Raw genomic sequence first — 26,881 nt, 5'->3', positions numbered from 1 at the left:
CAATTATTGCTACCCTTAATCTTATCATAAAACGCTGGCCGTGTCCGCGCGAACCACGCCGTTTACTTACTTTTCCCCTCCAAATACAAAAAGGGAAACCACCAATTGGTGATTTCCCTTTTACTAACTTTTTAACGTCGGTTCGCAACGTTAATCCGATTTAAGGCCCGCCGTAATTCGACTTCAGCCCGTTTCATGGTATCGGCGTCATGGTTACTGTTGGCTTCCTCAATTTCTTTTTGAGCCCGTTCCTTGGCACTAGTAGCCCGGTTCACGTCAATTTGATCTTTGCGTTCCGCACTATCAGCCACAATCGTCAACTCATTATTCGAAAATTCAACAAAGCCCCCGTTGACCGCGATAATTTCCGTTTGCCCGTCTTGGTTTTTAAACTCGGCCGGAGCAATCTGCAACGCGGCAATCACCGGAATGTGATTTGCCATGATTCCGAGATCCCCAGTCTGCGTTTGGACCACTGCCAACGAACACTGTTCATTAGTATAAACCGAACCATCGGGAGTTACGATACTAACGGTTAAAACGTTCTTTGCTTCAGCCAATTAGATCCCTCCTTATTTGGCGGTATCCTTTTGGGCCGCTTCATACTTTGCAACTACGTCGTCGATTGGACCACAGTTTCTAAAGTAATCTTCAGGAATGTAATCATACTTTCCCTCTAAGATTCCCTTAAATCCAGCAACAGTGTCTTGAACGGAAACGTATTTTCCGGGCACGTTGGTAAACGTTTCGGCGACTGAGAATGGTTGCGACAGGAAGAACTGAATCCGCCGGGCACGACCAACAATCGTCTTTTCTTCGTCTGACAATTCATCCATCCCCAAAATTGAGATGATGTCTTGCAGTTCCCGATAACGTTGCAACTCGTGTTGCACTTCGCTCGCCACTTGGAAGTGTTCCTCACCCACGATGGCTGGATCCAAAGCAGACGAGGTTGATGCTAACGGATCCACGGCGGGATAAATCCCTTGTTGCGTTAAAGAACGTTCCAAGTTCGTCGTGGCATCCAAGTGCGCGAACGTCGTTGCGGGCGCCGGGTCAGTATAATCATCGGCAGGAACATAAACCGCTTGAATCGAGGTAATGGCCCCCTTCTTCGTCGAGGTAATCCGTTCCTGGAGCTGACCCATTTCAGTTGCTAACGTTGGTTGGTACCCTACGGCCGATGGAATCCGGCCCAGCAGGGCGGAAACTTCCGTCCCCGCTTGGGTAAACCGGAAAATGTTATCGATAAACAACAACACGTCCTTACCGGCTTCATCACGGAAGTATTCGGCAATCGTTAGCCCCGTTAAGGCAACCCGCATCCGGGCACCAGGTGGCTCGTTCATTTGTCCATACACCATGGCAGTTTGCTTCAGAACTCCCGAACTCTTCATTTCGAAGTACATATCGTTCCCTTCACGAGTTCGTTCTCCAACCCCCGTAAAGACAGAAATTCCGTTGTGTCCCTGCGCAATGTTATGGATTAATTCTTGAATTAAAACGGTTTTACCAACTCCGGCACCACCGAACAGACCAACTTTTCCTCCCCGAATGTAGGGAGCCAGTAAGTCAATTACCTTAATTCCCGTTTCCAACACTTCGGTGGACGGGTTGATTTCATCAAATTTAGGTGCCGCCCGGTGAATACTCCACCGTTCAGCATCTGGACCAAATTTCGGGCCACCATCAATGGTTTGGCCTAAAACGTTAAATACTCGGCCTAGTGTGTCATTACCCACGGGCACTTCAATTGGCTTGCCCGTGTTTTCAACTTCCATGCCACGACGTAACCCATCGGTTCCGTCCATGGCAATCGTTCTGACAACTCCGTCACCCAATTCCAGCGCTACTTCTGTTACTAAAACATCGTCATCGCCTTTTTGGACTCTTAAAGCATCATTAATTTCAGGTAAATCGCCATCTAGGGGAAATTCAACATCGACAACCGGTCCAATTACTTGTAAAACTTTACCAGCACTCATTATGCGTTAATTCCTCCCATCATTAGTGATTCAATGCTTCTTGACCACCCGTAATCTCAGTGATTTCGGTCGTAATCGCAGCCTGGCGGGCCCGATTATATTTTAATTCCAACGAAGAAATTAAATCATCAGCATTGTCAGTTGCTGCTTTCATCGCCATTGAACTAGACGAATGCTCTGCCGTCTTGGCATCCAAGATTGCTCCGTACACCAAACTTTCTGCATACTGAGGCAAAATGGCATGGAGCACTTCCTGTTCAGATGGTTCCACTTCGTATTCTGCCGTCAGGGTTTCCGTTTGGATACTCGATCCTGCTCCGGTCGCCCCATCCATACTCTGGCGAATTGATTCCCGATCCATCGGTAACAATTTTTCCGTCCGAAAGTCGGAACGAACCCGGTTCACAAAGTGGTTGTAGCAGACGTACAGTTCACTAAACAAGTGATCGTTGTACATCTGGGTAATGGTCTTCACAATTCCCTTCACTTCTTGGTACGTCGGAATATCGGAAACCCCGCGGTACTCATACGCCACGTTCGCTTGGTTCTTTTTATAAAAATCAGCGCCCGTGCCTCCAACTGCAAGGATCACGTAGTCATCAACGTTCGGAGTATGCTCTGCGATAAACCGGTTAGTCCCCCGCAAAACATTACTGTTATAGCTTCCGACCATTCCACGGTCAGACGTGATTACGAGGTAAGCCGTCGGCCCTTTTTTGGCATGGGCTTGATCATTTGAAGGCTGCTGGCTATCTAATAAGTGTGATTGAGCCAAGTGCATTACGACCGCCTTCACCTTCGCAACGTATTCATTATAAGTTGCCGTTTGGCCCTGAATTTGATTCAGTTTAACGGTTTGAACCATTTGCATGGCTTCCGTAATTTGGCGGGTATTTTTGGTGGAGGCAATGCGGTGCTTGACTTCATTCATTGATTCAGCCATTGGTTATCCTCCCTTCAAATTTAAGCTTGCTGTTGGTTCGACGTTTGTTCCGCTGTCGGAGTAAATAGCTTAGCAAATTCACTAATGGCAGTGGTGAGTTGTTGCTCATCAGGTAACTTTCCAGTTTCCTTGATGTGTTGCAACAAGTCTTGGTGCTGATCATCAAAGTAATTAAAGAGCTCATTTTGGAACCGTAAAACGTCATCAACGGCAATTTTATCCAAATAACCGTGCGTCAACGCGTACAAAATGATAACTTGTTTTTCAACGGGAAGCGGATCGTGAAGTTTTTGCTTCAAAACTTCCACCGTCCGAGCTCCCCGATCCAACTTGGCCTTCGTGGCATCATCCAAATCAGAACCAAATTGCGCAAAGGATTCCAATTCATGGTAAGAAGCCAAATCAATCCGGAGGGTTCCGGCCACCTTCTTCATGGCCGAGATTTGGGCATCTCCACCAACCCGTGAAACCGACGTTCCGGCATCAATGGCTGGTCGATCACCCGAGTAGAACATGTCGGCGTTCAAGAAGATTTGTCCATCGGTAATGGAAATTACGTTGGTCGGAATGTAGGCCGAAACGTCCCCGGCTTGGGTTTCAACGATTGGCAAGGCCGTCATCGAACCGCCACCTAATTTATCACTGAGTTTAGCAGCCCGTTCCAACAACCGGGAGTGGGTGTAGAAAATATCCCCAGGATAAGCTTCCCGGCCAGGCGGACGTCTCAGAATCAAGGAGAGTTCACGGTAAGCGTTCGCTTGCTTCGTTAAATCATCGTAGACGATTAACACGTGCTGTCCCTTGTTCATGAAGAATTCACCCATCGTTGCACCGGAATACGGGGCAATGTAGAGCAACGGAGCTGGTTCAGAAGGACCGGCCGTAACTACGATTGTGTAGTCCATGGCGCCAAACTTCCGCAGCGTTTCAACCTGTTGCATCACCGTGGAATCCTTTTGCCCAATTGCAACGTAGATACAGATCATATTTTGATCCTTTTGGTTCAAAATTGTATCAATGGCAATGGAGGTTTTCCCGGTTTTCCGGTCCCCAATGATTAATTCCCGTTGCCCCCGTCCGATTGGAACTAATGCATCAATGGCTTTAATCCCCGTTTGGAGTGGTTCATCAACTGATTTTCGATCCATGATGCCGGGTGCCTTGTGTTCGATCGGCATTTCGGTATCCGTCTCAATCTTGCCGTTTCCATCAATTGGTTGACCAAGTGAGTTAACCACTCGACCTACCATTGCGTCACCAACGGGAACTTCCATGATGCGGCCGGTTCTTTTGACGGAATCACCTTCACGAATCCCGGTATAGTCCCCGAGAATCACGATTCCGACGTTGTTGCTTTCCAAGTTTTGAATCATTCCGTAGATTCCGTTTTGGAATTCAACCAGTTCACCGGATAAGGCATTATCAAGCCCATAGGTCCGAGCCACTCCGTCACCAATGTAGGTAACGATTCCGGTTTCTGCCACCGTGAGCTCATCTTGATAGCCTTCTAATTGTTTTTTAATTAGAGCGCTGATTTCTTCAGCCTTAATGCTCATAAAAGTTTCACCTCTTTCGTTTGCGAGCTCATCACTGCAGTAATAACCGTTTCAAGTTGTCTAGTTTGGTTTTAATGCTCCCGTCGAACACAACGTTCTCCGCTTGCAAAATTACTCCACCAATAAGTGCTGGATTCGTGTGTTCCTGCAATTCCACTTGGTTTGCCTTTACCTTGTTAGCAAAGGTTTGCGCTAAATGGTCGCGTTGTTCTGGTGCCAGTGGGACCGCCGTGGTCACGCTGGCAATCACAATTCCGTGTTTTTGGTTATAGATTTGCTTAAATTTATCAATTACAGCTTGTAAGTCACTAATGCGCCCATAATCAAACATCATCTGCACCAAGTTTTTGACCGGTTGCGTTGTTACACTCTCAAGCAACGGTTTTAACAACGCTTCCTTTTGGTCCGGTTGCAACGCCGTCGACGCGAGGGCCGTGGTTAGCGTTGAATCAGCCGTCAAAATGCTCTGAATGGTGGCAAGGTCAGTTTGCCCGGCGGCAACTTGATCCTGCTCTTCTAGGGTCGCATACAATGCCTTCGCGTACCGATTAGCAACTTCCTGCTTAGTTAGACTCATACTTATCCAACCCTTCGATGTAGGAATCAATTAACGTCTTTTGATCGTTGGCGTCTAAGTTCTTTTGAATCAGCTTGGAAGCAATTTCAATAGATAAATCAGCTACATCATTCTTTGAGTTGGCCAGGGCATCGCGTTGTTGTTGTTCAATGTCCTTGGCTGCATTCTCTTTAATGGTTTTGGCATCCAAGTTGGCACTACTAATAATCGACTCGCGGCGTTTATCCCCGGTTTGTTGCGCCTTACTAATAATTTCGCTTGCTTCTGCTTGCGAATTAGCTAGCTCCGTCTGCCGTTTTTTCGCCAGTTCCAAGGCTTCGTTCCGCGACTTTTCGGCCGTATCAATGTCATTGGCAATCTTATCCGACCGGTCCTGCATCATCTTCGTGACGGGCTTCCAGGCAACCACCTTGATGAGCCACATGAGAATAATGAATAAAACCGCGTAGAATAAGGCATCCCCAATGTTAAATGCTTCTCCAACCACTAACATCTATTGACACCTCCTTTGTTTGTTAATCAACTGGTTTGATTACTTGTTGATAACCAACATTGCAATCACGAAGGCTAAGATGGGCATAACTTCGATCAAAGCGACCCCGATAAACATGTTCGTCCGTAAGGTATTGCTTAATTCTGGCTGACGTGCCATTCCTTCTAGCATCTTCGAAATCAAAATTCCGTCACCGATCCCGGCCCCAACTGCGGCACCTGCGATCGCGATTCCAGCTCCAATTGCACCCATAAATACTTCCTCCTTTTCTTATTCCTCAAGCGTAATTTTATGAGAAATATATACACATGATAAAGTTACAAAAACGTAGGCCTGAATACAGCCAATAAATACTGAGAAGGCCATCCATGCCATTTCAATTGGTGCCGAAATAGCAAGGGTTGCAATCCCATGCGAAAATGCCATTTTCGCAATCAAACCTGCCAGCAGTTCACCAGCAAAAATATTACCGTACACCCGAATTCCAAGGGTTAAGAAATTAGTAAACTCTTCCATCAAGTTGATCGGTAACAAGTAAGGAATGGGTTGTAGGTAGGTTTCAAAGTGCTTTTTATAACCTAACTTTTGTACCCCCGAGTACTGTGCAATCAACATTGACATCAGCGCAAACGACATTGCAACGATTGGATCGGCCGTGGGACTCTTCACGTAAACAATTCCACCCACTTCGATGTGGAGGAACAACCCCAAGAGGTTTGCTACCAAAATGAAATAGAAGAGCGTAAACGCCCACAGTCCATAATCCTTGGTTGATCCACTTGGCATCGTTGACTTCACAATTCCGTTCGTAAAGTCAATCATGTACTCCAATAAATTTTGCTTGCCCGTGGGCTTCATTTGAATTCGCCGAGAGCAAATATAAACAAAGCCAAACACAATTGCTGCAACGATAATTCCAGAAATCATGTTCCCCACGTTGAAGGTCAAACCGCAAAATTGAAAAGTACGAGTTGGATCCACTAATTATCACCTCTTTTGCCTTTCAAATAGCGAACGGTCGGCGCCAGATTCACACCTCGCTTTACCATTCATTTTAAGAGTAACCACGCGGTGGCTAATCCTAAAATTCATTAGAATGATACCACCAAATGAAATTAAATACAAAGTAATTCCTTTAATTACAGCCGGTGAACTTGCCGGTTTTTCTGTTACTAAAAAAGCAGAAATCCGTGGATTTCTGCTTTTTACTTTATTTAGTTCCAAATAACCGGTCCCCGGCATCCCCAAGTCCGGGAACAATGTACCCATTTTCGAGGCGATCGTCCAGGGCCGCTGCGTAAATTTCAACGTCCGGGTGGGCAGCTTCTAGGGCTTGTACCCCTTCTGGGGCAGCCACCAGGCACACAAACTTGATATTCTGGGCGCCCCGCTTCTTCAAGGCATCAATGGCCATGATGGCGGAGCCTCCCGTTGCCAGCATTGGATCAACCACTAAAACTTCCCGGTCTTTAATGTCTGAAGGCAACTTCACAAAGTATTCATGGGGTTCAAAGGTGGTTTCGTCCCGATACATCCCCACGTGACCAACCCGGGCACTCGGTAACAGTTCCAAAATTCCATCCACCATTCCGATTCCGGCCCGCAAGATGGGCACTACTGCCACCTTTTTGCCGGCGAGCTTCTTAGTCGTGGCCTTTCCCATTGGTGTTTCAATCTCCACGTCCTGTAAGGGCATGTCGCGAGTCACTTCAAAGGCCATCAGGTTGGCGATTTCGTTGACAACTTCCCGAAATTCATTGGTTCCGGTTTTCTTATCCCGAATGATACTTAGTTTATGTTGAATCAAAGGATGATTCATTACGTGAAATTTACTCAAGGTCAACACTCCTTTTCTTTCTCCGTCTCACCCTATCATACCATGAACTGGCTTACCGCGTAATTGGGTGAGCTGCACATAATGCCTGCACGGCCTCACGTACTTCAGTTAGCGCCTGTTCGTCATGAGGATGCGTGACCGTCTTTGTAATCAGTTGGGCGACCCTGCGCGCATCTGCTTCCGTAAACCCGCGTGACGTGATGGCGGGCGTTCCCAAGCGAATCCCACTCGTCACAAACGGGCTGTGTTGTTCGTTCGGCAACGCCTCTTTGTTGGTCGTAATGTGCACTGAATCTAACAGGGCTTGGGCGTCCTTACCAGTCAGTTCAGTCTGCGTAAGATCAATGTTTAACAAGTGGTTATCGGTGCCCCCAGATACCACTCGGATGTTCTCGGAGTGCTGAAATTCATCGGCCATCGCCTGAGCATTTTTAATTACCTGACTTGCATACGTCGTAAATTCTGGTTGCAAATCTTCATAAAATGCAGCGGCTTTCCCCGCAATCACGTGTTCCAAGGGGCCGCCTTGGGTGCGCGGAAAGACCGCCGAATTCAGCTGCTTTTGGTACTTAGCTTGCGCCAAAATCAAACCGCCCCGCGGTCCCCGGAGGGTTTTATGGGTCGTCGTCGTAACCACGTCGGCAATTCCAACTGGATTGGGGTGTAAGCCAGCGGCCACTAAACCAGCAATGTGGGCCATGTCAACCATCAAGTAGGCTCCCACTTCGTCCGCAATCTTACGAAATGCGAGCCAATCAATCTCGCGACTATACGCTGAAGCACCAGCCACAATCAGTTTAGGGTGCACCCGTTCTGCTAGTGCTTGAATCGCCGCAAAATCAAGGCGTTCCGTGGTAGCGTCTAATCCGTACGCATAAGCCTGATAAATTTGTCCGGAAAAACTAACCTGAGCGCCGTGGGTCAAGTGTCCACCAGCGTTTAAGTCCATTCCTAAAATGACATCACCAGGCTGTAAAAAGGCCGCATACGCCGCCTCGTTGGCCTGTGAGCCAGAGTGGGGTTGCACGTTGGCATATTCCGCGCCAAATAATTGTTTTGCCCGCTCAATCGCCAGGTTCTCCACGATATCAACGTACTGACACCCACCATAATAGCGGTGGCCCGGGTATCCTTCGGCATATTTATTGGTTAACACTGAGCCTTGGGCAGCCCGCACGGCCTTTGAAACAATGTTTTCGGACGCAATTAATTCAATCGTATCTGCTTGGCGTTCCGCTTCGTGGTGAATCGCGTCCCATAACTTGGGATCTGCTTGTTGGTAGTTTTCCGTCATGATCTCGTCCCCCTTGGGTGCTTGCTAACGTAGGTCTGCTGTTGAAAAGTGGTGCTGTCCCGCTGCCTTATTTAACCGGTTCATATAGGCTTCCCCCAGTCCGTTAGGGGAAAAACCTTCCACGAGGATGGTCGTGATGTCTGGATGCAGGTCAAAGGCCCGTAACCCGGCAAATAAAGCGTGACTGGCCGAATGAATGTCCGTCCCCAAACTGTAAGTTGCAACGTTCTGCGGCCAAGCGTAACGGTTTAGAACGGCGTCTGTGGCTAAAATCCCCACTGGTGCTGGTTGCTGCTGGCTCCAGGTCACAACTGTCTCCCAGTCAACCTCTGGATCCACAATCTGCACCTCTGCCGTTGGCGAATAGTGGGTATATTTCATTCCCGGGGCCTTGGGAACTTCATCTGGTTTAACCTGCTTCTGCGAGTCCGCAATCGGCCCGAGCACGCGTTCCAAATCGGCCCGGGTTACTGCCCCTGGCCGTAAGATGGCGGGCTGTGCGGTCGACATGTCAATCACCGTCGACTCCACCCCCAAGTCCGTTGGCCCAGCGTCTAAAATGCCACCAATCTTCCCCTTTAAGTCATGATAAACGTGCTGCGCGGTGGTCGGACTGGGTTTCCCCGACGTGTTGGCCGAGGGTCCAACTAACGGAACCCCTGCAGTCTTAATCAAGTCCAAGGTCGCAGCTTGGCGCGGATTCCGAAAGGCAGCGGTGGTTAAGCCGCCGGTTACCTGGGGGGCCAAACTTCCTGGTTGTAACGGCAAAATAATGGTTAACGGACCAGGCCAAAAGGTATCCATCAACCGTTGCACGGCCGGCTGAATGGTGGTGACAAACTGCCGTACCGTGGCCTGATCTGCGACGTGGACGATCAGGGGATTGTCACTCGGACGCCCCTTCGCCTTGTACACCTTTTCTACGGCGGCCACGTTGGTGGCGTCGGCACCTAAGCCATAAACGGTTTCCGTGGGAAAAGCGACCAACTCGCCCTGCCGGATTAAGTCCGCCGCCGCGCCCACCTCCGTTGGTTTAAATATCTTAGTTTCCATCTTTATCTATCTCTCCTTTTTGCATCCGCACCATCCGCTCGTGACCGGCTAAGTCCTTGCGAACCTGCAGCTGCGCCGTCGGAAACTGCTGGTGCCAAATTGCGAACACCGCTGGTCCCTGCTGATAACCAATCTCTAAGTACACGCTTGCGTGCGTGGTTAGATAAGGTCCCACCGTCGCAGCCAGTCGTTCGTACAATTCTAAACCCTGATGGTCAGCGAATAAGGCCGTTTTCGGCTCATAATTGACAACGGTGGCATCCATTACATCTACTTCCGAACTGGCAATGTAAGGTGGGTTGGAAATCACAATATCAAAGGGCGTCTGGGGAACCGCTTCTAGTAAGTCACTAGCAACAAACTCAATCGCTGTCCTCTGCGCCTGCGCATTCTGCCGGGCAACCTGCAGGGCAGCGGGAGAAATATCACTTGCCACCACCGTCCAGGCGGGGCGGGCCTGTTTTATCGCAATTGCAATTGCGCCACTACCCGTACCCACGTCTAACACCCGTAAGGGTCGCATCCCATGGTCTTTAAGTACCCAGTCAACCAGTTCTTCGGTTTCTGGGCGCGGGATCAACACATCGGGTGTGACCGTGAGCGTTAAGCCGTAGAACGGCGCCCGTCCCATAATGTATTGGACCGGTTCACCGGCCGCCCGGCGTTCCACGTTCGCTTGAAACTTGTGAACTTGATCAGCCGCTAACGGTTCCCGGTAGTGCACTAAAAGTTCAGTTTGGTTCCAGCCCAACTGTTCCATTAACAGGTACCGGGCGTCTTCCGGGTCAATTTCTAACTGCTTAAAACGCAAAGAAGCCCACTGAAGGGCTTCAAAGGGGGTCGCTTGGGCATTAAGCTTCGGCATCGTTTAAATGCTCCAACTTTTCCGCTTGATCAGAGATAATCAAGGCGTCGATGATTTCATCCAAATCACCAGCCAAAACCTTATCCAGCTTGTTGAGCGTCAACCCAATCCGATGGTCTGTCACCCGGTTTTGGGGGAAATTGTACGTTCTGATCCGTTCAGACCGGTCTCCGGTTCCGACCGCTGATTTTCGTTGGGCGTTATACTCGTCTTCTTCTTGTTGCTTGTAGTAGTCATAAACCCGTGCCCGGAGCACCGTCATGGCCTTCGCCCGGTTTTGTTGCTGCGATCGTTCGTCCTGCATTGCAACCACAATTCCGGTTGGCAAGTGGGTCATCCGCACGGCCGATGAGGTCTTGTTAATGTGCTGACCCCCGGCCCCAGATGACCGGTACACGTCCGTCCGAATGTCGGCCGGATCGATTGTAATGTCAACGTCTTCTTCTTCGGGCATTACTCCCACCGTCGCCGTAGAGGTGTGCACCCGCCCGGCTGACTCGGTTTCTGGCACCCGTTGTACCCGGTGGGCCCCGTTTTCATACTTAAGTTTTGAATACACCTTGTTTCCGGTAATCATCAGGACAATTTCTTTAAAGCCTCCGACTTCGGTGTCGGCTTCATCAATGACTTCGACCTTCCAGCCCTGCATCTCGGCGTACTTCACATACATATTGTACAAATCCGCCGCAAACAAACTGGCTTCGTCGCCTCCAGCCGCTCCGTGGATTTCCATGATGATGTTCTTATCGTCATTCGGATCCTTGGGAATCAAAAGCACTTTAAGCTGTTGTTCTAGCTGGTCCTTTTCCTTTTCCAGGTCTCCAATCTCACTTTTAACCATCTCGGTCATATCCGGATCCAGTTTCTCTTGCAGCATTTCTTGATCGTCATCAAGGGCCGTACTGACATCCTGGTAGTGATGGTAGGTTTCTACGGTTTCGCGTAAACTACCCTCTTCTTTAGAGAGTTTCATAAACCGCTTGGTATCTGCAATCACTTCTGGGTCACTGATCAATTCGTTCAGTTCGTCGTAACGATCAGAAACGGATTGTAATTTATCAAAGATTTCGTCCATTTGATTTTCAGCCATTGTCATCCTCTTTTCTCTGGTTTGCTAAAGGTGGATCGTTGTAGTGGGTCCGGCAGACCGGATAATACGATTCATTGCCGCCCATGACGACTTGTTCGCCCTCATACACAGGCTGACCGTTGTGGAGGCGGAGATTCATCGTAGCCTTCTTCTCACAAAACCAACAAATCGTTTTCATTTCTTCGAGTTTATCCGCGTACAGAAGTAAGTACTTGGAACCCGAAAACAGGTGGTTTTGAAAGTCGTTTTTGAGGCCAAAGGCCATGACGGGAATCCGAAGTTCATCAACGATCTGCGCTAGTTCTAAAATATGATGCTTTTCTAAAAATTGGGCTTCGTCCACCAAAATGCAACTTACGGGTTGGTGGTTAGTCGTCATCGCCTTTTTCACAATGGTAAAGGCGTTGGCCGTTGGTTCAATGGAAATGGCCTTCCGGTTCAAGCCGATCCGGGATTCAATCATCCCAGGCGCCTCGCGGGTATCAAGGGCACTCGTCAGCAAAATCACGCGCTTCCCCTGCTCTTCATAGTTATGTGCTACCTTAATAATTTCGATTGATTTTCCACTATTCATCGCCCCATAGCGAAAGAAAAGCTGCGCCACATGATCACCTTTTTCCTAAAAATTCCTCTGCTTTTCATTATAGCTAATTTCGCAATTCCCTGCATTAAAATTCCCAAATCAACGCGCGCGTCCCTTATTTTCGTGAAATTGGTCAACTTATGCTAAAATTTAAGGGATTGCGCAGAAGAATTTAAAAGGATGTGAACCTGAATGACATTGAGAAGTGAGATTGCAACCCTCGCTGGCCGGTCCTCGTACTGGTTTTTGCATAACTTCATGGGAGGCGGAAGTTCGCTCCCTGGTAAAATCACTACCACCCTTGATCCGGATGTCTTAAAGGAACTAGGTAAAAATTACGAAGTCATCATTGTCAGTGGAACCAACGGAAAGACGTTGACCACGGCTTTAATTGTCCAAGTCTTAAAGGAAAAGTATGACCACATTGTAACCAACAAAACTGGTTCTAACATGGTTCAGGGAATTACTTCAACCTTTCTAGAAGCAAAACGCCCCGCCAAAGGGAAAAAGGGCATCGCCGTCTTAGAAGTAGATGAAGCCAACGTTAAACCAATTGTTAGCCAAATTACCCCCAAGATGTTTGTCCTCACCAACATTTTCCGGGATCAATTGGACCGGTACGGAGAAATTTACACGACCTACCAGAAAATTCTGGACGGAATTAAATTGGCTCCCGATGCGGTGGTCCTCGCTAACGGAGACGAACCGATTTTCCACTCCAAGGAACTCCCTAACCCGCAGGTTTACTACGGTTTTGCTAACCAACCTGCCACGGGTGACCTAAAGGCGGCCCCAAATACCGATGGGATTCTCTGTCCCGTTTGTCAACACCTCCTTCACTACCACTACTTGGTCTACGCGAACCTTGGCGATTATTTCTGCCCTAACTGTGGCTTCCGCCGTCCGGACCTCCGGTTTAAAGTAACGGACGTTTCAGAGCGCACGCCCAAAGCATCGAAATTTGCGATTGACGGTCATCAATACGAAATTGGGGTGGGTGGAACTTACAACATCTACAACGCCCTCGCCGCCTACGCGGTGGGTCGGGAAGTTGGAATTCAGCCCGACCAGATTCGCCATGCGTTTGAAAATAACCAACGCCTCTTTGGCCGCCAAGAAGAAATTAACGTTGACGGGAAAGACGTCAGCATTATCCTGGTCAAAAACCCCGTGGGCACCAACCAGGTAATCGATTTACTGGGAACGGAGCCGGATCCCTTCTCCTTTGTCGGGTTGTTAAACGCCGATTACGCTGATGGAATTGATACCAGTTGGATTTGGGACGGTGAATTTGAACGCTTACCAAAAATGGACATTCAACAGTTTGAAACCGGTGGGAAACGCTATAAAGACATTACCTTCCGGTTGAAAGTAGCCGGCGTCAAACCAGAACAACATACCGTACAACCTGATTTAGGCAAGGTGATCGAAGACATTAAACAGATGCCAACTGACAAGGTTTACATCTTAGCGACCTACACCGCCATGATGGAAATGCGGTCCCGGTTAATGAAACAAGGTTACATCAAGGGAGGAAACTAATTATGACCATGAACTTACGCGTGGCACACCTGTATGGTGACCTCATGAATACCTATGGTGACATTGGCAACATCCTCACGTTACGGTTTTATGCCGACCAAATTGGCGTAACGGTGACCGACCAAATCATTAGTCTTGAAGACGACTTTAAGGCCGATGACTTTGACTTCGCCGTCTTTGGGGGCGGGCAAGACTTTGAACAAATGGTCGTGGCCAAGGATTTACCCAATAAACGCGATGAATTAATCAAATTTATCGAACAGAATAAACCGCTAATTGCCGTTTGTGGTGGCTACCAAATGCTTGGTAAGTACTATGTGGACGCCAGTGGTCGTAAGCTACCGGGGATTCACGCCATGAACCACTACACCGAACAGCAACACGAAAACCGCTTTATCGGTGACATCGAGATTCAAAATGAAGCCACCGGCCAAAAGTACCACGGTTTTGAAAATCACCAGGGAATTACCTTCCTCGGTGAGGATGAACATGCCCTCGGTAAGGTTCTCAAAGGATACGGTAACAACGGTGAAGATCAAACCGAAGGGGCCGTGCACAAAAATACGATTGGAACCTACTTCCACGGCCCAATCATGGCCCGAAACGGCAACTTTTCCATCCACATGATGTTTGAAGCCCTACAAAATAAGTATCCTGATTATGACTTCACGGAATTGAAAACCAAGGTTAAACCAGAATCATACTAAAAAAAGCTCGACCAAGTTGGTCGAGCTTTTTTGTTTGAAATCATTAATCTAAGGAAACAATTCCTTAAGGTAACTCTCAATTAAGTGCGTTCGGCGGTCCATAAACTGCTCGTTCACCTGCGGATGCACGCGGTTCGTTAACAAGATGAAGGCACTTCGGCGTTCTGGCACGAGCAAGAGCAGCGTGCCCGTGTAGCCTCCCTGCCAGATGTAGCGATGGTTCTGATAAGTTTCTAAGCGCCAGCCAAACGACCGGCTCCCATCCTGCATCGGAGTTTGATCTGCATACATAGACGCAAACAACTCGGGCGTGTACACTTTCCCCGGTGGGGTTAACTGTAGCATCCACTGGGCAAACCGCTCCGTATCGCGTAACGAACTAAACAGACCCGCGGAACCACAATCAGACCCTAAGACCTGGGCCTTGGGATCATGCACCACGCCCCGGCGGTTAGTCTTCGTGTCAGGATCATACGTGGTTGGCACCGTCCGGCGGGGATCCGGATGAAACGTGGAGTCAATCAAGCCAAGCGGTTCTAAGACCATGTGTTTAATCAACGACTGAATCGGTAAGCCAGCGACTACCCCGGCAATCCACCCTAAAAAGATGTAATTCACGTCTTGGTAGCGCATCTGCTTCCCTAGTTGTGGCCCCACGTCTAGACCCAGTAAGGCTGTCCGCAGTTGGTTTAAATTTAACTGATCCCGGTTAGGAATGTAGCCGGTGATGTCAGCAGTGTGGGTTAGCAAGTGGCGCACCGTAACCCGGGGGTGCTTCCACTCGGGTAAATAGGTGGTAATGGAATCGTCTAACCCAATCTGTTGCTTTGCAACGAGTTGCATAATCACCGGAACGGTTCCCATCACCTTCGTTAACGAGGCCATGTCGTATAACTGGTTGGGTTGTAAGGGAACCTTAGTTGGGGCCACTTGTTGGTAGCCAGCAATGCCGTCTTCCACGTTTAAACCCGTGATAAAGGCATACGAAGCTCCCGGAACGACCTGGTCGGTAATCAGTTGGTTAATCAGGGCCTGCGTGTGTTCAAACCGCATCGTCACGTCCTTCTTTCTTCCGTATTGACTACGAGTTGTTACTGTTCAGCATTTTTAATCTGGCTAGCAACGTCATCGTGCTCATTAAAATCTAGGTTTAAAAAGGCCTGGCTGTTAACGGGAAAGTGTTCTTGAAAGTCCGTGAATGGTTCCAAGCTCAGTTCGGCATCCGCAACCTCAAAGTCTAGGACGTGCCCCCCAAAATCATGATCATCGGCGAGAAAATGATAGTGAAATCCACCGACTGCCACCCCATTGTAGAGTTGGGGAGCGTAGTAGCCAAGCATCGTCCCGCTAACATCCTGTTTTTCAAAGACAGCCTGTTCCTTAGCTGCTTGTTCCAGGGTTTGGTACGGTTTAGTTTGTTTGTGAACGGAACGAGTCTTCACCCGACTAAACTGCCCCTTCAACTGGAAGGAATAAAACAGGTTTTGCCATGGATGTGCGGCCGCGATTTGTTGTAACGTGGCGTCCCGACTCTGTTCTTGAATCCGGGTTTCTGGTTGGTAATCCGCAAAGTTTACCGTTGCAAAGGGAACCTGGTCGTTTGGTTGTAAGACGTTGACGTCCCCACTAGCGGTAACTTGGTATAACGTCCCCTGTAAAATGATTAGTTCCCCATCTAAACCGTCCCCGGTTCCGATCCCGGTATCACCGTGTTTTAACAGTTCTGCCACGGACATTGTTCCAGTAAATAAACCGGCAGTTAGGTCAGCTAGGGTTGAATGCTGGTATAATAGATTCTGGTTCATATTTTATCCTACTTTCTCAACTAACTAAGGAGTTGTTTTATTTTGACTGATGCAAAAATGAATGGTGCCCAAGCCATCGTCAAATCCATGATTAATCAAGGAATCGAGTATTGCTTTGGGATTCCAGGGGCCAAGGTTGACCTCCTGTTTGAAGCCCTCGAATACTGCGAAGATGAACGGGCACCTAAACTAATTGTAACACGCCACGAACAGGATGCTGTGTTCATGGCTGCTGCAATTGGTCGCCTCACGGGTAAACCCGGGGTGGCCATGGTCACCTCCGGACCAGGAGTTAGTAACCTGGCCACGGGCTTATTGACGGCGACAACTGAAGGTGATCCAGTCATCGCCCTCGGGGGACAAGTTCCTCAAGATGACGTTAACCGGGCTACCCACCAGGCAGCTCGCAATGCCGAGATTCTGAAAGACGTTACCAAGAGTAGCGTTGAAGTTCAGGATGCTAACAATGCTTCGGAAGTCTTTACCAACGCCTATCAAACAGCGATTGCGCCTAAGCAAGGGGCCACGTTTATCTCACTGCCCCAAAACGTGTTAGCAGCTGAAGTTGACCGGCCAGCGTTACAACACATTGGCATCGTCGACCACGGCCGGGCTGGTAAAACGACCCTCGCTAAAATTACCGACCACATTCAACACGCGGAACGCCCCGTAATTTTAGCCGGGATGCGCGCTTCTGCTCCAGAAAATACCCAAGCAATTCGGGCTTTAATTAAAAAGTACGCCCTTCCCGTCGTTGAAACGTTCCAAGGTGCAGGGGTAGTGTCTAAAGGACTCGTTGACCGCTACTTTGGTCGGATCGGGTTGTTCAAAAACCAACTCGGTGACTCCATCCTCCGTGATAGTGACCTGATCCTGACGGTCGGTTACGATCCCGTGGAATACGAACCTCGAAACTGGCATGACGATGACACGCCAATCATTAACATCGATGACGTGCAAACGGAACTGTCAAACGAGTTTCAACCAACCATCGACACGCAAACCAGCATTGCCGAAACCTTAGAATCAATTACTGATGCCCTTCCAGACCAACCGGACTTCCCTGCAGCAACCAAGGCCGAACTAGACCGGTTACGCACGGAATACGAAAAAATTGACGAGGAAAACTACCATCAGTACGTAAATAACGAGGACCACCAAACGCGGTTGAATCCGTTGAACCTGTTGGAAGTCGTGCAAGAAAACGTTCAAAACGATACTACAATCACGGTTGACATCGGGAGTCACTACATCTGGATGGCCCGCTACTTTAAGTCCTATCAACCTCGGACCCTCTTGTTCAGTGATGGGATGCAAACCCTCGGAGTTTCCCTCCCTTGGGCGATTGCCGCTTCGCTAGTGCGACCTAAGCAAAAAATCGTGTCCGTTTCTGGTGACGGAGGCTTCCTCTTTTCTGGTCAAGAACTAGAAACTGCGGTTCGGTTGAACTCTAACATCGTCCAATTGATATGGAATGATTCCCACTACGACATGGTACGCTTCCAAGAAATTGCGAAGTACGGGAAGGACTCCGGAGTTGATTTCAACAACATCAACTACGCTGAAATCGCCAATGGATACGGTGCCACCGGAATCCGGGTTAACAGCCTCGCCGAATTTGAAACGGCCTTCAAAAAGGCCATGAAGATGGACGGCCCGGTTGTGATTGATATCCCAGTTGACTACTCGAATAACATTAAATTAAAGACGTCGAAGTTGCTGTAAACTTTGGCAATGAGAATACAAAAACACCGCTCCTTTCGAAAGGTAGCGGTGTTTTTTAGTGTTGAATGTAAAAATCAAAAGGTTCTATTATTTTATTCGGGAAATACAGTTTCTTTGTTAATTCCTTCTTCATTTAATTCTTCTAGAATTTTATCCTTATCTTTTGCTTCTATTTTTAACTTTTTCACCAAATTATATTCATTTGATATTAATTCAGATTGGAAGCCACTAATTTCATAAGGATCTACTTTTTGATAAATGAACATTCCTTTCTGAAAATTGCGTCTTGGATTATCAGTTTGGGGATCAATAACTGATTCATTTAAAACGTATGGCTGCGCAGTAGGAATATAAAGACTTTCTAATAGATAACTAATTTCATATTCACTTAAATCAAGTTCACGTTTAAGAGTATCTTTAAAATCATTCTTTATTAATTTAACTTCAGACCATTGCTTTCGAAGATTCTAATTAGCCTTGTTAAATTCTTCTTGTGAAGCATTATCTAACTCTCTATCTCCAGAAAATTTATTTGCAACCATTCTTTCATTATTTGATTTATATAATATTAATTTTTTATAAGAATCAGATTCTCTTATATCAGGATATTTAACGTCCATCAATAAATTTAGCTTATCATAGACAATAACTCCTCTATAATTAGGAATATCAGTGTTGATATCATTGATATCAAATGATGGTCTTGTGAGATTAATATCAGTGTTATATAAACCTTTTCTAGGAAAAATATAAACATATCCGTCATCATTTTTATCTTTAGAATCGCAAGCAAAAAAGAGAGAAATTTTAAAACACTCGCTTACGTCTAATAGTCTCGTGTGAATACCATTTTCTTGCCAATTAACTAAATTATCTATAACATCTGAAAATGGTTTTTCATGTTCTTTTTTATCTATATCATCGTTTAAATAGTCTCTATTTTTAGTGGCTAAACATGATGTATTTCCGTAATCCTTATGTTCTCCTCTATACAAATAAATATCTTTTTTACTATCAAGAGTGGGATCGCCACCATTACCACTATATATGATTTGTTCACCACTATTTAATAGATCTGCTTTAAGCTTTTTGTATTTATCAATAATAATTCCCATTATGTTTCTCCATAATTAATAAATTATATTTTCATGCAATTATAAAATAATTATATTAAAATAGCAAAAAAGCCCGCCGTAGCGAGCTTTTGAAAGTGTATGGAAATCAGTAAAAACAAAAAATTGGGTATACTGGTTTCAAATTACCATCAGCCAAACCCTTGTTATTAAAAGGCTCGGCGGATTGATTCATTTTCGGGTTACCAAATAGGTTACCATTTTTTAACGGGTTATGAGCGCAATTTAGAAATAGTTGGGGGCATGATACAAAAGGCACTGCTGGATTAATTCAGCGGTGTTTTTTTGTGCCTAATATCATCCGTAGCATGTAGATAGCTATATGACGGCCGAAAATCCGGCCCACTAAACTAAACGCCTAAATTATCCGGATATAAACGGATGCAAGTACGTTCTAACTCAACTTAGGGTTTATACCCGGCTGCCCCGTTTTTAACAGTCAGACCTTGCCAACGTTAAAGAAATCTAATAACTCTCAATACCAAGCCATAACCGGTGCCACACTGCAAAAACTGGATAAAGCTATTTAATTATCGACTTTACACGGCGAAGCGCCTAACAGCTCATTTATTGACGCTAACCATCCGCGAACTTTTAGCGCTTCCTAACCCACTGCCGAACTGTCGGCCATAAAACCGCCCACGGTTGTAAATATCCGAGTAGTACCCGATAGCTTTTCGCTGCCGTTGTTTAGCTACAATGAATAACTTTCTGGCTCCGTTCTAACCAGTCATCCAATTTTAAGCTACTCAATATACCGGCATCCCCTTTTAGGGTTTAAATATCCTACTGCCTTTTTATTTCCACCAATTAAAAGCCAAAGGCGTGTTCTAAATCCCTAACCAGCTAAGAACTTATACACCAATAAAAGCCCCTTATTCGTCCGGTGCATCTCCTCAAAGTTGGGGGGAATCTTTAAATTACCCCCAGTGCTTAGGCTATTAACCCGCTAACTGAATATTTTGGCATTTTTGAAGCTATATTCTGTTCTTACTCACGCTTTAAGCTGATAGGACGCAATACCAGCCCCAATAACTATTGGCAACCCACTGCTACAACCTAATCAACTACTTTTGAACATAATTTCAGGTTAAACAGTCTAAAAACGGATGCAATAACGCTGGTAAATGATAACTAGCTTTGGCGAGCAACTTTACCAAAACGGCCTTTTTATTCATTTTGCTACCCCCTAAATAGGCTTGAACTTTGCCATTTGCTTAGTTTTGCTCATCTTCGCAGCGCTAACCGGGTTCGAACTTTAGCATTTACCTAGTTTTAACTAAATACGGCCATCGTTTTACGGTTCCGGCGGCTAGTTATGACTAGGTAGGATTCATCCGTCTAAATACCTAAAATACTTTGTTGCTTCCAGTACGGATGCTATTTTATGTACCACCATTTACAACGATCAGCGGAATTATTTAACTATTAACGGCGCGGCATTGTGTAACATCTGTTTCACTACTAATAACAACCATAAGGCGCCCTAAAACGTTTATCACAGTAACTAAAATGCTAATGCGGGCATTAATTAATCATATTTAAGCACTGCAACAGCAAACTCATTAACAGCAATAACCCAGATTAGTAATTAAAAGCAATTAAAGCAGTACCCCAAGCGGCCACCATCCAGCCCGCTAAATCTTACTGCTGAATTTTCAGCTGTGAATAGCCATCTTAAATTGAATAATGAGAAATTAGGCGGATGAATTTTTAAAAGCCTACACTTGCCAAAGTTTAATTACATCTATTTAGCTAGTCGTTAGTTTTCCGGATCCGCATTCTTAGCAATCAACTAACCCCAATTAAACAAAACCAGCTGCAACCCTGTTCGCTGTCAAAAGACGTTCAAAATTAGGCGCCCTTTTCTCTTAATTTCTTCAAATCCGGCCAATTTTAGCCCCTTTAATCCCCTTTTAAGTTATTTGCGGTCAATTCTCCGCTAACCAGTTTTTTCATCGTTCTAGGGTTCATAAAGGGGGTAAGTTTTTGGCGTTTATTTTTTGCAAAATCCTATAATACCGGCGTTTATGGCGAGGTAGCCCCCCCTATAAAAAATTTCAAAAAATGGTGCTGGCACACAAAGCAGACCGTGTGCGTGCTCCCCAAAGCTGGAAGATAGGGGCGGGGGGTGTTTTAATTCAGCGCCATATAATTCACAGCAGACGGATGCTAACCGGTTCCAAATTATTCAGCCTATTTTAAAAGGGAATCGTATTTTACGACCCCCTTATTATTTAAGTGTTTAAATGTTTGTTCTTTGTCCTGTTCTTTAGGCGTCTTTGTTTGTTCGCTCACTGCTGCCATATAGAACCTAGCAAGGTCATTTATAAACATGTAAATCAGCTTCAACAAAGGCATCCACAAAGTTTAAAAATGCTTGGTTTTTTAGTTGGTAGAAGCGAGTAGTTGAATATCCCAGCTGCTGTGCTACTTGCCAATTTTGCCGCCCTTGCACGTACACACCAAAGAGAATTGTATAGCTAGGTTCACCGCATACCTGCATAGCTTTAACCACTGCCGTTATTAGTCGTTGTGCTTCTAGCGTCCTCACTATGCGATCCTCGTTAGCGTTCCCAACTGGTTTGCTGGTCGGCATACTAGATAGCTCCGGAGATTTTAAACTTGCCAAGTCTAGCCCCGATAGCCTAACCAACCTCGGCACTTGCTTCTTAAAAAACCGTCGTACCTTATTGCGGGTTGCCCGCTCGTCAATCTCATCATCTAAAAAAGATAGATCCATTTAACACACTCCCAACCACTTCATTAATTACCAAACTAATTACTAAGCTACCAGCTGCCTACTAGAACGATTGTACTTAATTTCTAGTTACTGCTACTAATGCTTATGTTATTCATATCAGAACATACGTTCGCTATATAATTATACTGGTCTAGTCCAAGTAATTGGGTTTATAAAATACCGTAGCGGATGACGACAGTATTAATAACCCGGTTCAATTACTAACCTAGATTAGCCACTAGATAATAGCATCCGCTTTAGGGTCTTTATCCAGTGTGCTAAACCTATGTACCGATCCGCTGTTCTGTATGGTTAGCATTGCTACTAATGAGATACCTAACCTAGTGCTTTAATGATTCGGTTTCATTACTGCCACTTGTACCTAATCTATTGCTTTAACGGGTTATGGTTTATTACTAAAGATATGTATCTAAGCTGTGTTTAGTTAGGTTAGGTTACCAACATCATTGCCTATAATCCTAGCTTTCCAGTTCCCCTAAACATGGCGCAGGCTTTTAGTTACTCTTATTTATTGTTGGTTAAACCCTTATATATTCATTTATTTAATACCTTATTTATTATGTCTGCTATTTTTGCATTATAGATATAGCAGATTCTGCATTATGGTATTGCAATTTCTGCATTAGTCCCCCTATTTAGTAATGCGAGTTCTGCATTCGCTAATTACCAAATTTTACTATCTATGTGTTTAAAATCGAACATAGGTAATCCCTAAAATGCTTGTAAATGCTGGTATATTAAGACTGGCAACCTATGCTCTGATTGGGGCATACCCTATGCTACATTTAGGGTATGCTGGTGGCCACACCATACGAACAAAATGGCCACACGATCCAAATAACAATCCATTTAGTAATAATGATGCTGTGCTGTGATGGCGATATCATTTTGTTACTAAACTGGAAACTTTTTTAGTCTTTTTAATCTACATTTTATTTTTAATGCGATTGAAAATAAATTTTAAAACACGCTAGTATCGTTGCCATATCAATATTTAAAGCTATGTTTTATTTATGCCTTATTTTTAATATGGGTGTGGGTCAACGATTAACCCATTTTGGGGCAACGCAATTATTAGCAATGCAAAAATTTCTCTACGTAATGGTTAAATATTCTAATACTCAAAGATAAAAAAATAATGTAACATGGTATTAAGGTAGGTACCACGTTGCATTATTTAGATAGTTTTAATTTCCAAAGGGCGAAGGCTCTTTTTTATTTTGCCTTATTCCATCAAACAATTTTTTTATAGTCGGTTGTAGAAATATTTTTCGCTTAGTAGTCGTTATATCATCATCCGTGAACCGGCTTTCTTTATAGATATATCCAAGTTCTTCAAGTTTATGAAGTGAACTGCCCACCGTCCTTTTAGAACAACCTACGTATTTACTTAAACGAGTATCAGAAGCAAAACAATATCCCTCTTTATTGGATAAGCTAGCAATTCTAGATAAAACATCTTTATCATTGGCGTTTAAATTTTTATCTAATTGCACGGCGTCGGGTGTAATAATAAAGGTATTTTTGCCGTCATTTAATTGGTAATGTTGGTCTAAATAGCTCTTACTTTTACCAAATGTAGCAAATTTCTTAGATATATTAGCAATAGAAAACACCCCCTAACAGTTACCAGCCTAGTTGCTCTTCTAAGCGCCTAGCGTGATATTCTTCGTCTTGCTCGTCTACGTCGTCTTTAGTTCTTATACATGGATCCGCAACCCAGTTTTCAACTACCCTTTTTGCATATAAGACCGTTTCAATAGGATTATTAATATCATGGTTTAAGGCCTTACTAATAGCATAATTAATAGCCCAGTTGGGTTGCTCATCATAAACCGAACCAAAAGCGTGTATTAAATCCTTGGTTAGCTTATTACCAGTGCTTAATTCAAAGTAAACCGGTACCGGTAAATCTAGCGCTTCATCAGTACAAACATTCACGCTATATAAATCTTTCATATCTTTAAAAACTGACTTAGCAAGTTCTAAAGTATAAACGTTGCCATTATGGCCGCCCTGCCGCTTCTTTGATAGGTAACCGGCACTAATTAACTCGTTTTGGTATTTAAAGAACGTTTTGGGGGTCATTTGTAGCATGTCGCAAAGTTCCTGCACCGTAGCAGTGCATTTATACCCATCCCCCGCTAGAGAACTAAGCACATCATAGATAGCGATTGATTGGTAACTAATTCGCTTGTCTTTGCTAAGCCGGGCAAAGGTATATCCGTAATTAACGGATGCTATTTCACTCATCAGCGTTTACCTCCGTTTTCTGTTTCATGGATCCGTTTAAGTTGTTCCCTAAATCTACCGAAGAATCTTCAATGATCAGTGACTTCTCTAAAATTAATTTTAGTAAGTTGTGGACGTCGTAAAGGCGGGTTATTGGGTCTTTCTCAGTCTATATAATGTTTTCCACCTCTCTAATCCCTACATGAGCAAGCGAAGCTAGTGCATCCGCTTCATATTCGATACTGGTACTCTGATTCATTAACTCTTTCTTAGTCATCCGTTTACCTCTCTTTTTAATTACCTGCGTATACCTGCTATAATTAAAAAGGCTACAACAAGCCATAAAACGCAGTCATAAACGTTTTAAGATAGTCCGTAACTCGCCAAAGTTATACGGGCTATTTTTGTTGCCTTGCCTAGCCTTTTCATCGTTTCTAACTCCCTTGTAGTTGGTTCAAGTGATACAAGCTAAATCTAATTTCTTGATAGCTTTTTCCGTGTTCTAACATGGTGGTAATCTTTTGCTTAGCTTCATTAACTCGCTTAACCTGCTTATCACTTAAAAAGTCCGTAATTGTCTTACCGCTTGGAATGCTTAGCTCATTTCTTAATTGCTTTGCACGTTTTCCAGTAGCAATTAAATAAGCTAAATCGTGATACTTTTGATAATCTTGGTTGCCACTGTTGTTTACTGCCCGGCGCAGCTGCTTATTAATTTCAGCGGTTTCTTCGTCGCTCCGCTTTCTTTGAATTGAATACAGTTGCTTTACTAGGTCAGTGCTAAATTCAGCAACAACGCCCGTTGACCGCATGAACACTACTAATAAAGTTGCTTGCTCCGGATTCAGTAGATAAACCTTTCTACCCTTGTCATCGTGGCGGAAATTTAGGCGCTCTTTGCTAACGGATTCTAGTTCTTTAGTGTGACGCCTAACTAACTGTAATAACGCTGGATGAGAAAGACCCACACTATTCTCTATTTCATCCGTACTAATGTAGCTATTGCGATGCTCGTTTAATTTCTTAAATAGTTCACTAGTTGCCATTACGTTGTACCTCCTTTAGTTGGTTACGGATGCGATCCAGTGAATAATCTTTATTGATGAAAAAGTGGCTACCAATCCTTAAAAATGAAAGTCCTTTCGGCATATCATCCGCAAAAGTAACTTTTATAACTTTCTCACTCATTCTTTACAGCTCCTTTAGTTTGTCTTTGTTATCGAAATAATAAGCAAGTACGGTTAAATTAACCGACACAGAAACACTCAATAGAACCACTAGCCAATTTATTAATACAGCCATTACTTCACCCCCTTTCATGAACTACAAAACCTAATTAATTATGTGTGGCCACTTTTTCGATGAGTGGCTTTTTTATTTAGTTAAACCGTGCCCCCATCTTTAACTGTTAGTAACTACTTTGTATGTTCATCCCAAAACTTTTGCGCATTAGTTTTACTGATCCGCTTAACGTTGCCAATAACAGTTACCGGCAAACCCTCGGCGATGAAATCATACAAAGTGTTATAACTCCCGATATTGAACCATTGAAGCGCCTGCTTATAATTCATACTTTCCGGAAGCTCATCCCTTGGTACTGCCTTAATCTTCATTTTTAGAACTCCCATTCAAGTTCTTAGGATCGTAATCGATTAAATCATGTAAAGGAACCCCAAGAAAATCACACAATTTTTTCCACACTTCAAAATCGAAAACCCTAGCCCTTTTATTTTTAATTCTGGAAATAGTTCCACGACTAACCCCGGTATTCTCTGATAGCTGTTTGATATTAATCATTTTTTTAGCCATCACTTCATACAAATTATTTTGCATTTTCTTACCCCCTATTTTTCAATGTTTAAATACAAATTTAATTGTTTATTTAAGCATTTAATTTACTTTTTAACCATAGCACAGTACAAATAAATGTTCAACAAAATAATAATATAAGAGTTTTGTTGTTTAAATGAACAAGTTAATATATTATTACAAGCAAGAGGTGTTAAAAATTGATAGCAAATAAATTAAATGTACTTTTGGCCGAAAGACAACTAACAATAAAAGATGTTGTAGATGGCACAGAAATTAGCAGAGGAACTATATCTAACTTAATCAACAAAAACACGACCAGTAATGTAAATTTAGACACTTTGAATAAAATATGTATGTTTTTAAAAATATCTCCGAGTGATTTTTTTGATTTTGTTCCTTATGACTTAGAATTTAACGTTGAAGTTAGTGAGATAGATATAATTTTAAGAACTCTAAAAAGGCAAAATAACATAGTAAATGATATGACTGATGACATTCATATAAACGATACAGAAGAATCATCTCTATATAGAAATTTAGAAGCTCGTAACGTGAAAAATTTTTTAGTATTCACGGTTGGTGAATTTAATCATCATAAACATTGTTTAGATAGTGAGATTAATAAAATTTATGAAGATATTCCATTAATTTTTAGAAAATTTATAGAGGATAAAACGCTACAAACATTAGAGTTCATTGCATTAGATTCTAAAAACTTGCATATAAATTTAGATTCTGATTCTGATACCGCTTTTTATTTTGAATTTTCGTGGGGTTATACAAAGAAAAATTACAAAGAATTAAAAAACGATGTAAAAATGAATTATAAAGAGCTTTCACAAAAAATAAACTATATATCGTATTCATAAAAACCAAGCAATAATT

Annotated in this window: 29 protein-coding genes; 4 read left to right on the top strand and 25 right to left on the bottom strand. The window is 44.4% G+C overall.

Features of this window, described 5'->3' with window-relative positions:
- Positions 1-131: 131 nt before the first annotated feature.
- The 14 genes from M3M35_RS00265 to M3M35_RS00200 all read right to left on the bottom strand — a co-directional run bounded on the left by M3M35_RS00265 (position 132) and on the right by M3M35_RS00200 (position 12,297).
- On the bottom strand, positions 132-560 hold the full coding sequence (locus M3M35_RS00265; RefSeq protein WP_252750038.1) for a F0F1 ATP synthase subunit epsilon: 429 nt from the start codon (positions 558-560) through the stop codon (positions 132-134).
- 12 nt (positions 561-572) lie between these two features.
- Entirely contained in the window at positions 573-1,985 is a 1,413-nt protein-coding gene (gene atpD / locus M3M35_RS00260; protein WP_252750037.1) for a F0F1 ATP synthase subunit beta, read from the bottom strand.
- Between the two features lie 22 nt (positions 1,986-2,007).
- On the bottom strand, positions 2,008-2,928 hold the full coding sequence (locus tag M3M35_RS00255; protein ID WP_252750036.1) for a F0F1 ATP synthase subunit gamma: 921 nt from the start codon (positions 2,926-2,928) through the stop codon (positions 2,008-2,010).
- Between the two features lie 20 nt (positions 2,929-2,948).
- Positions 2,949-4,484, bottom strand: coding sequence for a F0F1 ATP synthase subunit alpha (gene atpA / locus M3M35_RS00250; RefSeq protein ID WP_252750035.1), 1,536 nt, complete (start codon positions 4,482-4,484; stop codon positions 2,949-2,951).
- Positions 4,485-4,515: 31 nt separating this feature from the next.
- Positions 4,516-5,061 carry an ATP synthase F1 subunit delta gene (gene atpH / locus M3M35_RS00245; protein WP_252750034.1) on the bottom strand — a complete coding sequence of 182 codons (546 nt, stop codon included), beginning with the start codon at positions 5,059-5,061 and terminating at the stop codon, positions 4,516-4,518.
- Positions 5,048-5,554: a F0F1 ATP synthase subunit B gene (gene atpF, locus M3M35_RS00240; RefSeq protein ID WP_252750033.1), complete on the bottom strand. Its 507-nt coding sequence runs from the start codon at positions 5,552-5,554 to the stop codon at positions 5,048-5,050. The genes atpH and atpF overlap by 14 nt, the downstream gene beginning before the upstream one ends.
- A 39-nt stretch (positions 5,555-5,593) precedes the next feature.
- Positions 5,594-5,806, bottom strand: a complete 213-nt coding sequence (atpE, locus tag M3M35_RS00235; RefSeq protein WP_252750032.1) for a F0F1 ATP synthase subunit C — start codon at positions 5,804-5,806, stop codon at positions 5,594-5,596.
- Positions 5,807-5,824: 18 nt separating this feature from the next.
- The gene (gene atpB, locus M3M35_RS00230) at positions 5,825-6,481 is read right to left on the bottom strand and encodes a F0F1 ATP synthase subunit A (protein WP_252750031.1); all 657 of its coding nucleotides are present in this window, start codon (positions 6,479-6,481) and stop codon (positions 5,825-5,827) included.
- Between the two features lie 283 nt (positions 6,482-6,764).
- Positions 6,765-7,391: a uracil phosphoribosyltransferase gene (gene upp / locus M3M35_RS00225; protein WP_252750030.1), complete on the bottom strand. Its 627-nt coding sequence runs from the start codon at positions 7,389-7,391 to the stop codon at positions 6,765-6,767.
- Positions 7,392-7,443: 52 nt separating this feature from the next.
- On the bottom strand, positions 7,444-8,685 hold the full coding sequence (gene glyA / locus M3M35_RS00220; RefSeq protein WP_252750029.1) for a serine hydroxymethyltransferase: 1,242 nt from the start codon (positions 8,683-8,685) through the stop codon (positions 7,444-7,446).
- Between the two features lie 24 nt (positions 8,686-8,709).
- The gene (locus M3M35_RS00215) at positions 8,710-9,738 is read right to left on the bottom strand and encodes an L-threonylcarbamoyladenylate synthase (protein ID WP_252750028.1); all 1,029 of its coding nucleotides are present in this window, start codon (positions 9,736-9,738) and stop codon (positions 8,710-8,712) included.
- Positions 9,728-10,603 carry a peptide chain release factor N(5)-glutamine methyltransferase gene (gene prmC, locus M3M35_RS00210; protein ID WP_252750027.1) on the bottom strand — a complete coding sequence of 292 codons (876 nt, stop codon included), beginning with the start codon at positions 10,601-10,603 and terminating at the stop codon, positions 9,728-9,730. The genes M3M35_RS00215 and prmC overlap by 11 nt, the downstream gene beginning before the upstream one ends.
- A complete protein-coding gene (gene prfA, locus M3M35_RS00205) occupies positions 10,590-11,678 on the bottom strand; it encodes a peptide chain release factor 1 (RefSeq protein WP_252750658.1) in 1,089 nt (362 codons plus the stop codon). Before prfA ends, prmC begins: the two co-directional genes overlap by 14 nt.
- 7 nt (positions 11,679-11,685) lie before the next feature.
- Positions 11,686-12,297 carry a thymidine kinase gene (locus tag M3M35_RS00200; protein WP_252750026.1) on the bottom strand — a complete coding sequence of 204 codons (612 nt, stop codon included), beginning with the start codon at positions 12,295-12,297 and terminating at the stop codon, positions 11,686-11,688.
- A 171-nt stretch (positions 12,298-12,468) separates the two neighbouring features.
- Here M3M35_RS00200 and M3M35_RS00195 point away from each other — a divergent pair, with 171 nt between their 5' ends.
- Complete coding sequence (locus M3M35_RS00195; protein ID WP_252750025.1) at positions 12,469-13,818, top strand: Mur ligase family protein; 1,350 nt, start codon at positions 12,469-12,471, stop codon at positions 13,816-13,818.
- 2 nt (positions 13,819-13,820) lie between these two features.
- Positions 13,821-14,525: a type 1 glutamine amidotransferase gene (locus tag M3M35_RS00190; protein WP_252750024.1), complete on the top strand. Its 705-nt coding sequence runs from the start codon at positions 13,821-13,823 to the stop codon at positions 14,523-14,525.
- Between the two features lie 48 nt (positions 14,526-14,573).
- Here the strand turns inward: M3M35_RS00190 and M3M35_RS00185 are convergent, their stop codons facing one another.
- Positions 14,574-15,578 (bottom strand): serine hydrolase domain-containing protein, encoded by a 1,005-nt coding sequence (locus M3M35_RS00185; protein ID WP_252750023.1) that lies wholly within the window; start codon positions 15,576-15,578, stop codon positions 14,574-14,576.
- Between the two features lie 38 nt (positions 15,579-15,616).
- Positions 15,617-16,330 (bottom strand): acetolactate decarboxylase, encoded by a 714-nt coding sequence (budA, locus tag M3M35_RS00180; RefSeq protein WP_252750022.1) that lies wholly within the window; start codon positions 16,328-16,330, stop codon positions 15,617-15,619.
- Between the two features lie 57 nt (positions 16,331-16,387).
- On the opposite strand from budA, the gene alsS reads away from it, so the two are divergent.
- Positions 16,388-18,055, top strand: a complete 1,668-nt coding sequence (gene alsS, locus M3M35_RS00175) for an acetolactate synthase AlsS (RefSeq protein WP_252750657.1) — start codon at positions 16,388-16,390, stop codon at positions 18,053-18,055.
- 92 nt (positions 18,056-18,147) lie between these two features.
- On the opposite strand, the gene M3M35_RS00170 is transcribed toward alsS, so the two are convergent.
- From M3M35_RS00170 to M3M35_RS00130, 9 genes are all read right to left on the bottom strand, one after another.
- The gene (locus M3M35_RS00170) at positions 18,148-18,321 is read right to left on the bottom strand and encodes a hypothetical protein (protein ID WP_252750021.1); all 174 of its coding nucleotides are present in this window, start codon (positions 18,319-18,321) and stop codon (positions 18,148-18,150) included.
- Between the two features lie 201 nt (positions 18,322-18,522).
- Entirely contained in the window at positions 18,523-19,170 is a 648-nt protein-coding gene (locus tag M3M35_RS00165) for an FRG domain-containing protein (protein WP_252750020.1), read from the bottom strand.
- A 2,341-nt stretch (positions 19,171-21,511) separates the two neighbouring features.
- Complete coding sequence (locus tag M3M35_RS00160; protein ID WP_252750019.1) at positions 21,512-21,931, bottom strand: ArpU family phage packaging/lysis transcriptional regulator; 420 nt, start codon at positions 21,929-21,931, stop codon at positions 21,512-21,514.
- Positions 21,932-23,139: 1,208 nt separating this feature from the next.
- Positions 23,140-23,568, bottom strand: a complete 429-nt coding sequence (locus tag M3M35_RS00155) for a helix-turn-helix domain-containing protein (RefSeq protein WP_252750018.1) — start codon at positions 23,566-23,568, stop codon at positions 23,140-23,142.
- Between the two features lie 10 nt (positions 23,569-23,578).
- Complete coding sequence (locus M3M35_RS00150; protein WP_252750017.1) at positions 23,579-24,205, bottom strand: hypothetical protein; 627 nt, start codon at positions 24,203-24,205, stop codon at positions 23,579-23,581.
- A gap of 413 nt (positions 24,206-24,618) precedes the next feature.
- Complete coding sequence (locus M3M35_RS00145) at positions 24,619-25,230, bottom strand: Rha family transcriptional regulator (RefSeq protein ID WP_252750016.1); 612 nt, start codon at positions 25,228-25,230, stop codon at positions 24,619-24,621.
- On the bottom strand, positions 25,220-25,372 hold the full coding sequence (locus M3M35_RS00140; RefSeq protein WP_252750015.1) for a hypothetical protein: 153 nt from the start codon (positions 25,370-25,372) through the stop codon (positions 25,220-25,222). Before M3M35_RS00140 ends, M3M35_RS00145 begins: the two co-directional genes overlap by 11 nt.
- A gap of 227 nt (positions 25,373-25,599) precedes the next feature.
- On the bottom strand, positions 25,600-25,797 hold the full coding sequence (locus M3M35_RS00135) for a DNA-binding protein (protein WP_252750014.1): 198 nt from the start codon (positions 25,795-25,797) through the stop codon (positions 25,600-25,602).
- Positions 25,787-26,017 carry a helix-turn-helix domain-containing protein gene (locus tag M3M35_RS00130; protein WP_252750013.1) on the bottom strand — a complete coding sequence of 77 codons (231 nt, stop codon included), beginning with the start codon at positions 26,015-26,017 and terminating at the stop codon, positions 25,787-25,789. Before M3M35_RS00130 ends, M3M35_RS00135 begins: the two co-directional genes overlap by 11 nt.
- 176 nt (positions 26,018-26,193) lie before the next feature.
- On the opposite strand from M3M35_RS00130, the gene M3M35_RS00125 reads away from it, so the two are divergent.
- Positions 26,194-26,865: a helix-turn-helix domain-containing protein gene (locus M3M35_RS00125; RefSeq protein ID WP_252750012.1), complete on the top strand. Its 672-nt coding sequence runs from the start codon at positions 26,194-26,196 to the stop codon at positions 26,863-26,865.
- Positions 26,866-26,881: the final 16 nt, after the last annotated feature.

It is taken from the genome of Fructilactobacillus myrtifloralis, from assembly GCF_024029335.1.
Lineage (GTDB): Bacteria > Bacillota > Bacilli > Lactobacillales > Lactobacillaceae > Fructilactobacillus > Fructilactobacillus myrtifloralis.
The sequence above is the reverse complement of the archived record's forward strand: the minus strand, read 5'-3'. Positions and strand labels throughout refer to the sequence as shown.

Excerpts from the sequence above, each read along its gene's own strand:
- atpF (WP_252750033.1), bottom strand. The coding sequence starts at position 5,554 with ATGTTAGTGGTTGGAGAAGCATTTAACATTGGGGATGCCTTATTCTAC.
- M3M35_RS00135 (WP_252750014.1), bottom strand. The coding sequence starts at position 25,797 with ATGAAGATTAAGGCAGTACCAAGGGATGAGCTTCCGGAAAGTATGAAT.
- M3M35_RS00170 (WP_252750021.1), bottom strand. The coding sequence starts at position 18,321 with ATGTTCATTTATCAAAAAGTAGATCCTTATGAAATTAGTGGCTTCCAA.
- atpB (WP_252750031.1), bottom strand. The coding sequence starts at position 6,481 with ATGATTTCTGGAATTATCGTTGCAGCAATTGTGTTTGGCTTTGTTTAT.
- atpA (WP_252750035.1), bottom strand. The coding sequence starts at position 4,484 with ATGAGCATTAAGGCTGAAGAAATCAGCGCTCTAATTAAAAAACAATTA.
- M3M35_RS00255 (WP_252750036.1), bottom strand. The coding sequence starts at position 2,928 with ATGGCTGAATCAATGAATGAAGTCAAGCACCGCATTGCCTCCACCAAA.
- M3M35_RS00160 (WP_252750019.1), bottom strand. The coding sequence starts at position 21,931 with ATGGATCTATCTTTTTTAGATGATGAGATTGACGAGCGGGCAACCCGC.
- prmC (WP_252750027.1), bottom strand. The coding sequence starts at position 10,603 with ATGCCGAAGCTTAATGCCCAAGCGACCCCCTTTGAAGCCCTTCAGTGG.
- M3M35_RS00195 (WP_252750025.1), top strand. The coding sequence starts at position 12,469 with ATGACATTGAGAAGTGAGATTGCAACCCTCGCTGGCCGGTCCTCGTAC.
- M3M35_RS00150 (WP_252750017.1), bottom strand. The coding sequence starts at position 24,205 with ATGAGTGAAATAGCATCCGTTAATTACGGATATACCTTTGCCCGGCTT.
- M3M35_RS00130 (WP_252750013.1), bottom strand. The coding sequence starts at position 26,017 with ATGCAAAATAATTTGTATGAAGTGATGGCTAAAAAAATGATTAATATC.
- M3M35_RS00215 (WP_252750028.1), bottom strand. The coding sequence starts at position 9,738 with ATGGAAACTAAGATATTTAAACCAACGGAGGTGGGCGCGGCGGCGGAC.
- glyA (WP_252750029.1), bottom strand. The coding sequence starts at position 8,685 with ATGACGGAAAACTACCAACAAGCAGATCCCAAGTTATGGGACGCGATT.
- M3M35_RS00145 (WP_252750016.1), bottom strand. The coding sequence starts at position 25,230 with ATGGCAACTAGTGAACTATTTAAGAAATTAAACGAGCATCGCAATAGC.
- atpD (WP_252750037.1), bottom strand. The coding sequence starts at position 1,985 with ATGAGTGCTGGTAAAGTTTTACAAGTAATTGGACCGGTTGTCGATGTT.
- budA (WP_252750022.1), bottom strand. The coding sequence starts at position 16,330 with ATGAACCAGAATCTATTATACCAGCATTCAACCCTAGCTGACCTAACT.
- prfA (WP_252750658.1), bottom strand. The coding sequence starts at position 11,678 with ATGGACGAAATCTTTGATAAATTACAATCCGTTTCTGATCGTTACGAC.
- M3M35_RS00190 (WP_252750024.1), top strand. The coding sequence starts at position 13,821 with ATGACCATGAACTTACGCGTGGCACACCTGTATGGTGACCTCATGAAT.
- atpE (WP_252750032.1), bottom strand. The coding sequence starts at position 5,806 with ATGGGTGCAATTGGAGCTGGAATCGCGATCGCAGGTGCCGCAGTTGGG.
- M3M35_RS00140 (WP_252750015.1), bottom strand. The coding sequence starts at position 25,372 with ATGAGTGAGAAAGTTATAAAAGTTACTTTTGCGGATGATATGCCGAAA.
- M3M35_RS00185 (WP_252750023.1), bottom strand. The coding sequence starts at position 15,578 with ATGCGGTTTGAACACACGCAGGCCCTGATTAACCAACTGATTACCGAC.
- M3M35_RS00165 (WP_252750020.1), bottom strand. The coding sequence starts at position 19,170 with ATGGGAATTATTATTGATAAATACAAAAAGCTTAAAGCAGATCTATTA.
- alsS (WP_252750657.1), top strand. The coding sequence starts at position 16,388 with ATGAATGGTGCCCAAGCCATCGTCAAATCCATGATTAATCAAGGAATC.
- atpH (WP_252750034.1), bottom strand. The coding sequence starts at position 5,061 with ATGAGTCTAACTAAGCAGGAAGTTGCTAATCGGTACGCGAAGGCATTG.